General features: G+C 64.6%; 17 protein-coding genes. 6 read left to right on the top strand and 11 right to left on the bottom strand.

Annotated elements, in window-relative coordinates; all coding sequences use genetic code 11:
• Nucleotides 1-20: 20 nt before the first annotated feature.
• Genes ENHY17A_RS00170 through ENHY17A_RS00160 form a run of 3 tightly spaced genes read right to left on the bottom strand, consistent with a single transcriptional unit; the run spans nt 21 to nt 3,057 of the window.
• Nucleotides 21-1,298 (bottom strand): FG-GAP repeat domain-containing protein, encoded by a 1,278-nt coding sequence (locus tag ENHY17A_RS00170; RefSeq protein ID WP_159709226.1) that lies wholly within the window; start codon nt 1,296-1,298, stop codon nt 21-23.
• A gap of 38 nt (nt 1,299-1,336) precedes the next feature.
• A complete protein-coding gene (locus tag ENHY17A_RS00165) occupies nt 1,337-1,963 on the bottom strand; it encodes a glutathione S-transferase (protein ID WP_159709225.1) in 627 nt (208 codons plus the stop codon).
• A complete protein-coding gene (locus ENHY17A_RS00160) occupies nt 1,960-3,057 on the bottom strand; it encodes an App1 family protein (protein WP_159709224.1) in 1,098 nt (365 codons plus the stop codon). Before ENHY17A_RS00160 ends, ENHY17A_RS00165 begins: the two co-directional genes overlap by 4 nt.
• A gap of 289 nt (nt 3,058-3,346) precedes the next feature.
• Here ENHY17A_RS00160 and ENHY17A_RS00155 point away from each other — a divergent pair, with 289 nt between their 5' ends.
• The 5 genes from ENHY17A_RS00155 to hslU all read left to right on the top strand — a co-directional run bounded on the left by ENHY17A_RS00155 (nt 3,347) and on the right by hslU (nt 7,719).
• Nucleotides 3,347-3,889, top strand: a complete 543-nt coding sequence (locus tag ENHY17A_RS00155) for a glycoside hydrolase family 108 protein (RefSeq protein ID WP_159709223.1) — start codon at nt 3,347-3,349, stop codon at nt 3,887-3,889.
• Between the two features lie 68 nt (nt 3,890-3,957).
• Entirely contained in the window at nt 3,958-4,371 is a 414-nt protein-coding gene (locus ENHY17A_RS00150) for a holin family protein (protein WP_159709222.1), read from the top strand.
• 169 nt (nt 4,372-4,540) lie between these two features.
• Nucleotides 4,541-5,095: an ATP-dependent protease subunit HslV gene (gene hslV, locus ENHY17A_RS00145; RefSeq protein ID WP_159709221.1), complete on the top strand. Its 555-nt coding sequence runs from the start codon at nt 4,541-4,543 to the stop codon at nt 5,093-5,095.
• Between the two features lie 160 nt (nt 5,096-5,255).
• Entirely contained in the window at nt 5,256-6,362 is a 1,107-nt protein-coding gene (locus tag ENHY17A_RS00140; protein WP_159709220.1) for an FAD-dependent oxidoreductase, read from the top strand.
• A 64-nt stretch (nt 6,363-6,426) separates the two neighbouring features.
• On the top strand, nt 6,427-7,719 hold the full coding sequence (gene hslU / locus ENHY17A_RS00135; RefSeq protein WP_159709219.1) for an ATP-dependent protease ATPase subunit HslU: 1,293 nt from the start codon (nt 6,427-6,429) through the stop codon (nt 7,717-7,719).
• A gap of 12 nt (nt 7,720-7,731) precedes the next feature.
• Here the strand turns inward: hslU and ENHY17A_RS00130 are convergent, their stop codons facing one another.
• The 4 genes from ENHY17A_RS00130 to ENHY17A_RS00115 are packed head-to-tail and all read right to left on the bottom strand — an operon-like array spanning nt 7,732 to nt 9,793.
• Nucleotides 7,732-8,139: a DUF6491 family protein gene (locus ENHY17A_RS00130; RefSeq protein ID WP_159709218.1), complete on the bottom strand. Its 408-nt coding sequence runs from the start codon at nt 8,137-8,139 to the stop codon at nt 7,732-7,734.
• Complete coding sequence (locus ENHY17A_RS00125) at nt 8,126-8,545, bottom strand: hypothetical protein (RefSeq protein ID WP_159709217.1); 420 nt, start codon at nt 8,543-8,545, stop codon at nt 8,126-8,128. Before ENHY17A_RS00125 ends, ENHY17A_RS00130 begins: the two co-directional genes overlap by 14 nt.
• A gap of 56 nt (nt 8,546-8,601) precedes the next feature.
• Nucleotides 8,602-9,336 (bottom strand): hydroxyacylglutathione hydrolase, encoded by a 735-nt coding sequence (gloB, locus tag ENHY17A_RS00120; RefSeq protein ID WP_159709216.1) that lies wholly within the window; start codon nt 9,334-9,336, stop codon nt 8,602-8,604.
• Nucleotide 9,337: 1 nt separating this feature from the next.
• On the bottom strand, nt 9,338-9,793 hold the full coding sequence (locus ENHY17A_RS00115; RefSeq protein WP_159709215.1) for a VOC family protein: 456 nt from the start codon (nt 9,791-9,793) through the stop codon (nt 9,338-9,340).
• A 90-nt stretch (nt 9,794-9,883) separates the two neighbouring features.
• Between ENHY17A_RS00115 and ENHY17A_RS00110 the strand changes: the two genes are divergently transcribed.
• Complete coding sequence (locus ENHY17A_RS00110; RefSeq protein ID WP_236547662.1) at nt 9,884-10,603, top strand: SIMPL domain-containing protein; 720 nt, start codon at nt 9,884-9,886, stop codon at nt 10,601-10,603.
• 111 nt (nt 10,604-10,714) lie between these two features.
• Here ENHY17A_RS00110 and ENHY17A_RS00105 read toward each other — a convergent pair whose 3' ends face one another.
• The 4 genes from ENHY17A_RS00105 to ENHY17A_RS00090 are packed head-to-tail and all read right to left on the bottom strand — an operon-like array spanning nt 10,715 to nt 12,835.
• Nucleotides 10,715-11,452 (bottom strand): tetratricopeptide repeat protein, encoded by a 738-nt coding sequence (locus tag ENHY17A_RS00105; RefSeq protein ID WP_159709213.1) that lies wholly within the window; start codon nt 11,450-11,452, stop codon nt 10,715-10,717.
• Entirely contained in the window at nt 11,449-12,180 is a 732-nt protein-coding gene (locus ENHY17A_RS00100) for an alpha/beta hydrolase (RefSeq protein ID WP_159709212.1), read from the bottom strand. The genes ENHY17A_RS00105 and ENHY17A_RS00100 overlap by 4 nt, the downstream gene beginning before the upstream one ends.
• Nucleotides 12,181-12,227: 47 nt before the next feature.
• The gene (locus ENHY17A_RS00095) at nt 12,228-12,428 is read right to left on the bottom strand and encodes a helix-turn-helix transcriptional regulator (RefSeq protein ID WP_159709211.1); all 201 of its coding nucleotides are present in this window, start codon (nt 12,426-12,428) and stop codon (nt 12,228-12,230) included.
• The gene (locus ENHY17A_RS00090; protein ID WP_159709210.1) at nt 12,425-12,835 is read right to left on the bottom strand and encodes a hypothetical protein; all 411 of its coding nucleotides are present in this window, start codon (nt 12,833-12,835) and stop codon (nt 12,425-12,427) included. Before ENHY17A_RS00090 ends, ENHY17A_RS00095 begins: the two co-directional genes overlap by 4 nt.

Below are 12,835 nucleotides of genomic sequence, written 5' to 3'. Positions count from 1 at the left end.
TTTTCGTGCGGTCGAAGACGTCACTGGTTCGGTGCGCCGGATGCCGGTCGAGCCGCCTTTCGCGTCCCCAGCAACAGCCGAAGCTGCGTGCCCCATCCACCGACGAACACATCGTCGATGCCGTCGCCATTCACATCGCCGACCGCCATCGACCAGTGGCGACCCGTAGCGATCGTCGGCACGACTTGGGCGGTCGCGTCGCGAAACACGCCCTGACCGTCGTTCAGATACGCCCGCAATTGCAGCGGCTCGAACCCCGGCACCTCAATCGCGCCGACGACCAGGTCGGACGCGCCGTCACCGTTCACGTCCATCACCGTCCCGCCCCAGCTCGAAAATCCGTTCTTCGGCAGTTGCCGTTCGGTCTCGTCGACGAAGCGCCCCTCCGCATCCTGGATCAGCAACCGGTTCTGCGGGTCCATCTCATACTCGCCCGCATTGCTGGTCAGGTTGAAGAACAAAATGTCGGCGCGCCCGTCTCCGTTCGCATCGAACACATGCGCTTCGCGGGTGTGGAGATCGGTGACCAGTTGCAACCGTTCCGATCCTTCGGCGAACTTGCCGCTGCCGTCGTTCAGCAGCAGCCGGTTCCTGGGCACCTCGTTGCCGATTACCAGATCGGGGTCGCCGTCACCATCGACATCGGCCAGCGCCAACCCCTGCGTATCGTCGCGCCATTCGAGCAGGTGGGTCTTCGTCGCGTCGATGAAATGGCCGGGACGCGCGGGATCGTTCAGCAGCAGGGAATTCTGCCCGTCGCCATCATCGCCTTTCGCCCCCGACGTGCCGATGACGATATCCGCCAGCCCGTCGCCATTGACGTCGCCGACCGCTAGTCCGTTCGCTTCGCCCCGTACCATGATCCGGTCGCTTGCATCGATGAAGCTGCCGTCGCCGCGCCCCAGATAGAGTTGGTGCACGCGGTCGTCCTCGGTCACGAACACGAAATCGGCATGGCCGTCGCGGTTGAAATCGGCGGTGCGGACATGCTCGGTGTCGCGCTTGACGGTACCGAACGCACCCTGCTTCCAGCTGAACCGCCCGCGCCCGTCATTGAGGTAGAGCCGATTCGCCTCCCCCTCGACCGCCAGCACCGCATCGAGATCGCCGTCGCCTTCGACATCGGCCAGCGCGATGTCGAGCGCGTGGAGCATCGGCGCGGATGGCACATGCGTCGCGGTCACGTCGCGCAGCAGCGTCGGTGTCGCGGTTTCCTGCGCTTCGACGCCACACCCCGCGACACCCATCATCAATGCCGCGCCGATCGTCGCGGAACGAACTGCCGATCGTCTGATCATGGGGGAAGCGTAACCGCGTAGCGCCGGAATCGCAAAGCTCAGCCCAGCCGCACCGGCGCATCCCCCGCTTGCCATCGCGGAACCCGCAGCATTGCACGGTCGAACAACGGCGAGCCGACATGCGCGGCCAGCCATGCCCGAACCCGCGGCAGCGCCTGTGTATCGAACCATGCACGGTCGGTCGCGGCGAATTGACGAACGAACGGAAAGATCGCGATGTCCGCCAGCCCCACCGCATCCCCGCACAGGTTCGCCGCATGGGCCAGCCGCGCTTCCAGCCCGCTCAGCCATGCGACGCCCGCCGCGCGGTGCTCATCCGGATCGCTCCCATGCCGCTCGGGATATTTATAGCGGTCGAGATGATGTTTGAACGTCGCGTCGCAATCAGCGATCAGCGCCGCATCGTCGCCCCCCAGCCAATCGAGCGGGTCGCAAACGGCCAACGCCCAGCGCATGATCTCCAGACTCTCGTCGACCACCCGACCGTCAGCCAGCACCAGCACTGGCACGGTTCCCTTGGGCGAGGCTGCCAGCATCGCATCAGGCTTGGCGCGCAACACGACCTCGCGCAATTCGACCGCGACACCGCTCGCGAGCACCGCCATCCGCGCGCGCATCGCATAGGGGCAGCGGCGAAAGCTGTAGAGGATGGGCAAGCCGTTCACGACGCCGCCACCGCGCCCGCTGCTTCTTGCGGATCGTCCATGCCCAGCGCCGAGAATGCAGCCACTGCGTCGCCGAGCCCCGTTCCGCAATAGGTCGGCACCCCCGCCGCCTCGATCCCGGCAATCAGCGCGCCTTCCGGCCCGGTCCGGCAAGTCCCATCCACATCGCGAATGAACACCGCCGCGACGCGCCCCGGAAAGTCCGCCACCGCCTGCGAATAAATCGCGACATCCGCCTGCCCATTGTCGCCGATCAGCACGAACCGGAAATCGGGATAGAATGCGAGCACGCCCTCGATCGCTGCCAGCTTGTGCGCGGCGTGCCCGGTCGAGATGAACTTGGTCCGGTCGATCCCGTAATCCTTCAGAAACATCGGCCCGTGCGGAATGTGGTTCAATTCCATGAACTCGGTCAGGAAGCCGTAGAGATTCCATGGCGAGGACGAGACATAGAAGAACGGTCGCCGCGGAGCCGCGTGATCGCCCGCAATAGTCCGGTAGAGTGTCGATGCCCCCGGCACCGCCATCCGGTCGCCGGGCTGTTCGATCAGAACTCGCCGCCAGTTCTTGACGAAATTGGTCGCCCCCGTCTCGATCACTGTATCGTCGATGTCGGAAATCACACCGAACGGATGATCGTCGCCCGGCGCGAGCACGGGCACCTCGATCGACGGCCTCTGCATCTCGCGCTCGGGCGTCGTCAGCGTCGCCGCTTCCCATTCGGTATGCGGTGGCAACGCAGCGTCGATGGCCAGATCGAAATCGAAATAGCCTTCGTCATCGGTCGGCACCGTCACATCATGACCATAGCCGACCAGCCGCACCGCGATCCCCGGCAATTCGCGGCTGTTATAGATCGCGACCATCGCCCGGAATCGCGCCCACTTCGTCGCGGCGTCCAGCGGCTCCTGATAGCGCACGATCCGCCCCTTGACCCGCAACCGCGTGGCGTTGCGATACCCGGCATAGGCCAGCATCCGCACCTTGCCGTCATATCCCGCAGGGCCGGAGATTCGATGCACCGCCCGCTCACCCCAACGATCGAGCGCGGCGACGATGCGGTGCAGGCGACGGGGGGCAGGGGTGGCGGTCAATTCGGCTCCTCGGGACGCAGATGTTTCTAAAAGCATGTTGGGCTTCGAGTATCCACCTTTCCGCTACATCCAAACCGTCACCCCGGCCGCAGTGCCGGGGTCCACCAAGCCGCTTGCCGTTCGCCTCCCAATATAATCTCACGCTCGCCGCCCGGTTGACCCCGGCATTGCGGCCGGGGTGACATCGGGAAAGCATTCAGAACTCACATCATCTCGTTCGCTGTACGTTCTTTTTACTTTCCTACATGGAACCCATCTGGTTAGCTCGTCCTTTTATGGGGAGCAGCACATGCCAGCCATCGATCGTCTCATCGACGAGGTCATCGACCGCGAGGGCGGTTACGTAAACCACCCCGCCGACCGCGGCGGACCGACCAACTGGGGGATCACTCTGGCGGTCGCGCGGCAACATGGCCATGCGGGCGACATGCGCGATCTGCCGCGCAGCGAAGCAGTCGGCATCTATCGCCGTCTCTATTGGTTACGGCCCGCCTTCGATCGTATCGCTCAGCGCGCACCAGCGCTTGCCGCGGAGTTGTTCGATACCGGCGTCAATATGGGCCCGGCGGTTGCGGCGACCTTTCTCCAGCGCGCGTTGAACGCGCTCAACCGCGGCGCAAGCGACTATCCCGACATGCTTGTCGATGGCGCGATCGGTCCAGTCACGCTGTCCGCGCTCGATGATTTCCTTGCGACCCGCAGTGCGAGCGGAGAAACCGTATTGGTTAAGGCAGTCGATGCGCTTCAGGGCGAACGCTATCTCCGCCTCGCCGAACAACGTCCCGCCAACGAAGCCTTTCTCTACGGCTGGCTCGCCCACCGGATCGGCTGAACGCGCCTCGTCCAAAAACCCGCGAGACTGTCAACTTTGTCAACTTGTTCAGGAAAGGACATCATGCAATGAGCATCCTCAACGGCCTGATCGGCCCGCTCGCTAGTCTGATCGACAAGATCATTCCCGACCCCAAGGCGCGCGACGCCGCCAAGCTCGAGCTGCTGAAACTCGAGGGCAGCCAGGAGATGGAGGCCACCCGCACCCAACTGACCGCGATCGTAGCGGAGGCCAATTCGGCCGACCCCTGGACCAGCCGCGCGCGGCCCAGTTTCCTCTACGTCATGTATGCGCTGGTGCTGTGGTCGATCCCGATGGGCCTGATCGGCGCGGTCCAGCCCGGCCTCGCCGACGCCATCGCCCGCACCATGACCGCCTATCTGCGCGGGTTACCGGAAGAACTCTACGCGCTCTTCGGCACCGGCTATCTCGGCTACACCGCCGCGCGGACGTGGGGGAAGGTGAAGGGTGTGGAGAAATAGGCGCCCGTCATTCCCGCGAAGGCGGGAATCCATAACCCATGCGCTGTCGATTGAATCGCTCGCGTCAGGAATATGGATCCCCGCCTTCGCGGGGATGACGAGGAGGAGAGGCTGGCGAAGACTGTAACCGACCTTGCCTCTGCCCCCGCCCAGCCCCCATATGCGCGTGATGAGCGAGAAACCTCCCGTGTGGCACGGCACCACCATCCTTTCCGTCCGCCGCAATGGCCGCGTCGTCATCGCAGGCGATGGCCAGGTGTCGATGGGCCAGACCGTGATGAAGCCCAATGCAAAGAAGGTCCGTCCGCTGGCCGGCGGTGAAGTCATTACCGGGTTCGCCGGCGCGACCGCCGATGCCTTCACCCTTTTCGAGCGGCTGGAATCGAAGCTGGAACGCCATCAGGGCCAATTGCTGCGCGCCTGCGTCGAACTTGCCAAGGACTGGCGCACCGACAAATATCTCCGCAATCTGGAAGCGATGCTGATCGTCGCGGACAAGAATGTGACGCTGGTCGTCACCGGCAATGGCGACGTGCTGGAACCCGACAACGGCATTGCCGCGATCGGATCGGGCGGCAATTATGCGCTAGCAGCGGCTCGCGCGCTGGTAGAGTATGAGGCCGATGCCGAGACGATTTGTCGCAAGGCGATGAAGATTGCCGCCGACGTCTGCGTCTATACGAACGAGAATCTCACCGTCGAAACGCTGGAGAGTGCCGCCTGACTTTACCACTGCCCGCGCTCTACCATCCGTCACCCCGAACCTGTTCCGGGGTCCACCGGGCGGCAGGCGCAGGGTCTCAGATTCGATCATTGCGTAGGCGGCATGGTGGACCCCGGAACAAGTCCGGGGTGACGATGTGTGGATGGAGAGCGGCTGCCCAATGCTAGAACGCCGCACCCTGCTGCGCACCGCGCCGCTCGCCGCGACCGGCCTTCTCCTCCCCGGTTGCGCCACAACCCTTGCCGCCCCGCCGCGCGGCACCCCCTGCCCGCCGCGCGTCAACGTCGCCGCCAATCGCGTCATCCGCACCGTCGCGGGCCTGCGTCCCTGTCGCGCCTCGGGCTTCGTCGTCCGCGCCGAAGCGCTCGGCACCAAACGCCTGATCCACAATTACGGCCATGGCGGCGCTGGGATCACGCTCAGTTGGGGGACCAGCCGCCTTGCCACCAATCTCGGCCTGCCCGGCATGACCGGACCCGTCGCGGTCATCGGCGCGGGTGCGGTCGGCCTCGCCACCGCCCGGCTAGCGCAGGAAGCGGGTTTCGCGGTCACCCTCTACGCAAAGGCGCTGCCGCCGCACACCACGTCGAACATCGCGGGCGGCCAGATCGTGCCGACCGGTCATTATGACGAGGATCGGGTGACCCCCGAATGGCAGCGGCAGTATCGCGCGGCGATGGACTATAGCTGGCGGCGGTTCCAGATCATGATCGGCGACGATTACGGCATCCACTGGGTGCCGACGTGGCAGACCGGCCCGATTCGCACCGACGGCGACGATGCCTGGCTGCTCGCCTATCAGCCCGCGCTTGCTCAATTCGCCCAGGGCCAGCATCCGTTCGGCGATGGCGTGATGCGCCGGTTCGACACCATGTATGTGGAGACCGGGCGTTACCTTTCCCGGATGATCGCCGATTTCCAGCGCGCAGGCGGACGCATCGTCGTACGCGATTTCGCGAGTCCCACAGATCTGGTCGCCTTGCCCGAGACGACGATCTTCAATTGCACCGGCCTGGGCAGCCATCACCTGTTCGGCGACACCGAACTTACGCCCGTCCGTGGCCAGCTTGCCGTGCTGCTTCCCCAGCCCGAAATCGATTACGCGTACGGCGTCAGCGAAGGCTATATGTTCCCGCGCGCCGATGGCATCGTCCTCGGCGGCACCTGGGAACGCGGCGAGTGGGACGCGACCCCGCAAGCATCCGACATCGACGGCATCGTCCGCAGCCATGCCCGCGTCGCCGCGAACTGGACCTGCCCGGCTTGAACCGCGCCATTGCGGGGCCATCTTGTGCGCAACGAATCAGAACAGACGGACCTCATCTCCCATCATGAACGAAGCCCTCACGCCCAAGGCGATCGTCGCCGCTCTCGACGCGCATATCATCGGTCAGAAGGAAGCCAAGCGCGCCGTCGCGGTCGCGATGCGCAACCGCTGGCGCCGCCAGAAACTCTCACCCGACTTGCGTGATGAGGTTTCTCCGAAGAACATCCTGATGATCGGCCCCACGGGGTGCGGCAAGACAGAGATCAGCCGCCGTTTGGCGAAGCTGGCCGACGCGCCCTTCATCAAGATCGAGGCGACCAAGTTCACCGAAGTCGGCTATGTCGGCCGCGACGTCGAACAGATCGCCCGCGACCTGGTCGAGGAAGCGGTGCGGCTGGAGAAGGAACGCCGCCGCGTCGCGGTAAAGGACAAGGCCGAGGCCGCGGCGATGACGCGCCTGCTCGACGCGCTGACCGGCAAGGACGCCAGCCAGGCGACGCGCGAGGCATTCCGCCAGCGCCTGAACGACGGTCATCTCGACAATACCGAAATCGAAATCGAGCTGGAGGCCGCACCCTCGATGCCATTCGAACTGCCCGGTGCGGGCGCGCAGATGATCAATCTGAGCGAGATGATGAAAGGTCTGGGCGGCCCCCGCCTCCAGCGCCGTAAGCTCAACGTCCATGCCGCCTGGGCGAAATTGGTCGAGGAGGAAGCCGACAAGCGCCTCGACCAGGACGAGGTCAGCCGCTCGGCGCTTGCGGATGCAGAGGCCAACGGCATCGTCTTCCTAGACGAGATCGACAAGATCGCGGTCAGCGATGTGCGCGGCGGATCGGTCAGCCGCGAAGGCGTCCAGCGCGACCTGCTGCCGCTGATCGAGGGCACCACGGTTTCGACCAAATACGGGCCGATGAAGACCGACCACATCCTGTTCATCGCCAGCGGCGCGTTCCACGTCGCCAAGCCCAGCGACCTGCTCCCCGAACTCCAGGGTCGCCTGCCGATCCGCGTCGAGCTGAAAGCGCTGACCGAGGAGGACTTCATCGCCATCCTGTCGGACACCAAGGCGTCACTGCCGCAACAGTACAAGGCGCTGATCGAGACCGAAGGCGTGACCATCAATTTCACCGACGACGGGATCAAGGCGATCGCCCGCATTGCCGCCGAAGTGAATGCGGAAGTCGAGAATATTGGCGCACGGCGCCTTCAGACGGTGATGGAAAAGTTGCTCGAGGAAGTCAGCTTCGACGCCGAGGATCGCAGTGGAGAAACGCTGACGGTGGACGCTGCTTATGTCGAAAGCCAGCTCAGCGAAATCGCGCGGAACACAGACCTTAGCCGCTACGTGCTGTAAGGGCGCAGCGGCTCAGTTTTTGTCATAGGGCGTGAAGCTGCCAAAGCGGCAATGGCCCGACGGGATGCTGCTGCCGCGATCGATCAACCGAAACCGGTCGGTGCGGCACATCTGGTTGCCGAACCGTTCGGTCACCAGGATGCCGTCGCGGCGCAGCCACGGACATTCGTCTTCGGTCCGCGCAAGCCAAGTCCGCCGCCCGCTTTCGCGGTACAAGACCACCCCGCCGCCGATGATCTGCGGGCCGTTGGTTCGATCGATCGGCATACAGTCCTGGGGCGCGCCCGGCGAATATCCGTCGAGCGCCTCAGCCAGTTCGGCAGCCTGCGCAGCCTCGGCTTCGGCCCTTCGTTCAGGTGTCGTAGCGCACGCGGTGAGCAGCATCGCTGCGCCGAGCGAAACTCCCCTAGCGCGGGTCACGCTTCAGCTCGGTAAACTCGCCCAGACTGCATGTCCCCGAGAAAAATCCACCCGTCCGCGCCCGCAACTGAACGATATCGCCTGAGCAATAAGCGGAACCATTGACGCTCTTGAACACCAGAATATCATCCTGACTCCGGCCGCAACCCGGCCCGACATCGCTGCGATAGACATGGTTGCGCGACCGTTCGAACAGGATCGCGCCGTCATACAGTTTGGTCTGGCGTACGTCGAACCGCGGCACGCAGCTACTGGTGCGGCCCGTCGGCTCGAACCCCTCCAGCGCCTCTGCCAATCGCGCTTCTTCACGCGAGGCAGCCGCGTCCTGTCGTGCCTGGTCGGCGGGCGACATAGCGCATGCCGAGAGCATGGCAGTGGCGGCAACGGCAACAATCGAACGTATCATGGCGACCTCCTTCGGATGGCTCGCCCCCTGCGAATGAAAGACGATGCTACACTGCCTTACCCGGAAAAACCATCCTTCGCCGCGCGAAGTTCGGCCAGCTTTTCAGCGCTTTCAATGCGCAGGAACGGGTTGGTGGCGCGCTCCAGCGCAATCGTGGTCGGCACTGTCGCCTCGCCGCCTGCGCGCGCCGCATCCACCTTTGCCATCCGGTCGCGGATCGCCGTATTATCGGGCTCGGCAACGCGTGCGAACCGCCCGTTCGACTGGGTATATTCGTGCGCGCAGTAGATGACGGTTTCGTCCGGCATCGCCGCGAACCGCTGCATGTTCGCGAACATCTGATCCGCCGTTCCTTCGAATAGCCGCCCGCAACCCATCGCAAACAGCGTGTCGCCGACGAACGCGAGGGCATCGTCGGCGAAGTGATAGGCAATGTGCCCGGCGGTATGCGCAGGTACTTCCATCACCACCGCTTCATGCGAACCCAGCGACACCATGTCACCCTCGGCCACCAGTCGATCGGCGGTCGGAATACGCGCCGCTTCGGCCGCAGGCGCGATCACGGTTGCACCGTGCGCTTCCTTGATCGCCGCGTTCCCTCCGGTGTGATCGGGATGCCAGTGGGTGTTCCAGATCGCCCCGATCCGCCATCCGCGCTTGTCGGCCTCGGCCAGCACGGGCGCGGCCTCCGCAGGATCGACCACCATCGTCTCTCCGCTGTCGGGATCATGGACCAGCCAGATATAATTGTCGCTAAGCGCCGGGATGCGGACGATCTGGAGCGCGCTCACCTCACCATGTCCCCGTGTTGGGCATCGACTTCCACGGCTCGGCAGGCACCAGGGCGCCGTCCAGCTGGAGCAGTTCGATCGAGATATCGTCGGGCGTCTTCACGAACGCCATATGCCCGTCGCGAGGCGGGCGATTGATCGTCACCCCGGCGTCCATCAGCCGCTGGCAGGTGTCGTAGATATTGTCGACGCGGTAGGCGAGATGCCCAAAATTGCGCCCGCCGGTATAGACTTCCGCCGCGCTTCCATCCTCTGCGGGCCAGTTGTAGGTCAGTTCGACCTCGGCATCCGCGCGCGCTCCTTCGCCCTTCAACTCGCTCGGCGTCGCCAGGAAGATCAGCGTGAAACGCCCCGCCTCGCTGTCCATCCGGCGTACTTCCTTGAGCCCCAGCAATTCGAAGAATGCGACGGTCGCTTCCGGGTCGGCGACGCGGATCATGGTGTGGAGATATTTCATGGCAAAGCCTTTCGTTTCGTCGTATGCAAGCAACGGTTCATCGAGCGCATGGCAGATGAGTCGGTGTCTATATTGGGAAGGGGGACGCGCGTGGAAAGCCGAATTTCCGACAAATCGACGCTGGGGTTGGGAATCGCGGCGGCGATCGTCGCTTTGGGGCTGATCGTTGGCGGCTATCTTCTCGGCAACGGCCTGGTCCGCGCGAAACATGCTGACCGGTCAGTGACGGTGCGCGGGCTGGCGGAGCAGAATGTAACCGCCGACCTCGCAGTGTGGACGCTCAACTATTCGTCGCAAGGCCTCGATCTCGCCGCGGTGCAGGCCGACATCGACCGCGACACCCAGGCGATCCGTACTTTCTTCCAATCGGTCGGCTTCCCCGAGGACGCGCTCAGCCCGGCGGGTGCCAGCGTCAATCAATTCTACAACAACGGCGTCCAGACCGTGACGATTAACCAGCGGCTGCAACTGCGCACCACCGACATTGCGCGCGCGCGCCAGGCGGTGGCTCGGCAATTCGACCTCGTGCGTCAGGGCGTGGTCCTGCAAGAAGGGTCGGGGATCGTCTACAGCTTCACCAAATTGAACGACATCAAACCGGCAATGGTCGCCGCCGCCACCAAGGATGCGCGCGCAGCCGCCGAGCAATTCGCCAGCGACAGCGGGGCGGGCGTCGGCGGCATCAAGAGCGCGACTCAGGGCTATTTCTCGATCGAAGCGCGCGATGGCGAACAGGGTGGTTATGGCGTTGCAGACACGCCGTTCAAGAAAGTGCGGGTGGTGACGACGGTCGATTTTTATCTGAAGTAGGCCGCGTCCGCTCCAATACCTTCACGACGACCCGTCATCCCTGCGAAAGCAGGGATATCCAGCGGTTGGCACGCGGCCTGATATCCCTGCTTTCGCAGGGATGACGATTGATTACTGGGCGGGATTCGCCGCCAGCGCCGCCTTCGCCGAAGCCGCCTGCGGGCTCTCCGGTGCAAGCTCGATCACCCGAGCCCAAGCCCCCCGCGCACCAACATCCTCGCCCAATCCGGCAGCGATGTTGCCAACCTCCAACTGCACCGCCGGATTTTCGGGATCGCGCTCCGCCGCCTCGACGATATCGTCGCGTGCGCGCTCCAGATCGCCCATCCGCCGCGCCAGCGTCGCCGATAACAGCCAGCCGAGCGGGTCTTCGGGTGCCTCGCGCACCGCAATGTCGAGGTCGGCACGCGCCGACGGCAGCTCGCCCATGCCGACAAAGGCCCGTGCGCGGTCGATATGCGCCTGACCCAGTTGCAGGTTCCGCAGGAAACCGGGGTCGATCGCATTGTCGAGCGCCGCCTTCGCCCGCGTCGGTTGCCCCGCCGCCAGCCATGCATTGCCCGCCTGCGCCCAGGCCGGATAGGCCACCGAATGCCGCGCTGCCTGCGCACCCTGCGCCGCAAATTCGAAGATCGCCGCGGCCTGCGCCCATTGCGCGCCAGTCGCCAGCGCCAACCCCTTGCAGCGATCGGCCAGAAACCCGCCGCCTTCCTTCGCCCACGCATCCGCCGCCGCGACACCCTTCGCGCTATCCGTTTCGGCAACCGCGGCGCACGCGCGGTAACGCTGGGGATCCGCAGGCACAGGCGCGGGCGCGGCTTGTGCGAGCAACATCAGGGCGGCCATCATTCGACTTCTCCGGAAACATCCTCGATCGCACGCAGGATCATCGCGATGTCCTGTGGGCGAGACAGGCGATGATCGCCATCCTTGATGAGCCAGGTCTGAACATCATCGCCCGCGATGTTTCCTGCGAGGCGAACCGTGCGTTCCCACGGCACGTCGGGATCGCGCTGCCCCTGCACCAGCCGCGTCGGCCCCGACAGCGCGATGGGACCATGCATCAGCCGGTTGGCCTCGCCCGATTGCCAGAAGGTCCGCGTCGTGACCGTCGGCTGGTCGGAATAGTCGGAATGCTCCTCGATCCGCCCGTCCGACAGCAACGCCATCTTTTGCGCGTCGTTGAACCCCCAGTCGGTGAAATCGGGCGCAGGCGCGATGCCGACCATCCCGACGACTTGAGCTGACCGCGCGAGCGCCGCCAGCAGCATGATCCACCCGCCCATCGACGATCCGACCAGCACCACCGGCCCGCCAACCAGATCGATCATCGCCAGCGCATCGTCGCGCCAGTCGGCCAGCCCCTGATCCTCGAACGCGCCGTCGCTCTCACCGCACCCGGCATAGTCGAACCGCAGCGCTGCGCGCCCGTTCGTCCGCGCCCACGCCTCGACCGCCAGCGCCTTGGACCCACTCATGTCGGACGCATAGCCGGGCAGGAACACGACCGTAGGACCACGTCCCTCGGTCAGGTGATAGGCGATGCGGGGGCGGTCGGCGCGTTTGTGATAGTGCATGGCCGCGCTTCTACGCAGGGCGGCCCCTTGTTGAAAGGGCGCTGGCTTCAGTCGCTCGCCGGGTTGATGAAGATCGCCTCGATCGGCTGGCCGAACACGTCGGCGATCTTGAACGCCAGCGGTAATGACGGATCATATCGCCCCGTTTCGATGGCGTTGACGCTCTGGCGCGACACTTCGAGCCGCTCGGCCAGATCCTGCTGGCTCCAGTCGCGTTCGGCACGTAGTATTTTGAGCCGGTTCTTCATGCCGCATCCGCACGCTTGTCGCGCAATGCTAGCAGGGACTGGGCGATCCCCCACGCGCCGCACCAGATCGGAAAGGCCAGGAAAACGGGCAACTCGCCAACCAGCCCTTCGAACTGCAACATCCCGAGAATGCTCGACAGCGACAACAGCACGCCAAGGCCGATCAGCATCGACAACACGATACGGTCGCGAACGAATTCGTCGCTTTCCTCGCGCAAATAGATGCCAAGCACGATCAGCATCCCGACGATCGGCAGAGCGGCCACGATCGCCATCAGCCCGAGTATCGTCTGGGAGGGATCGAAGGCCCAACTGACCCCGACATTGGCGGCGATCAGCAGGACATAGGCGGCGGTAACGACAGTGAAGCGGCGCAGGTAACGCTGTGCGGCGGGCGTTCGATTCAT

The sequence above is a fragment of the Sphingomonas sp. AX6 genome (assembly GCF_902506605.1).
Classification (GTDB): domain Bacteria; phylum Pseudomonadota; class Alphaproteobacteria; order Sphingomonadales; family Sphingomonadaceae; genus Sphingomonas.
This window is presented reverse-complemented; position numbering and strand designations above follow the sequence as displayed.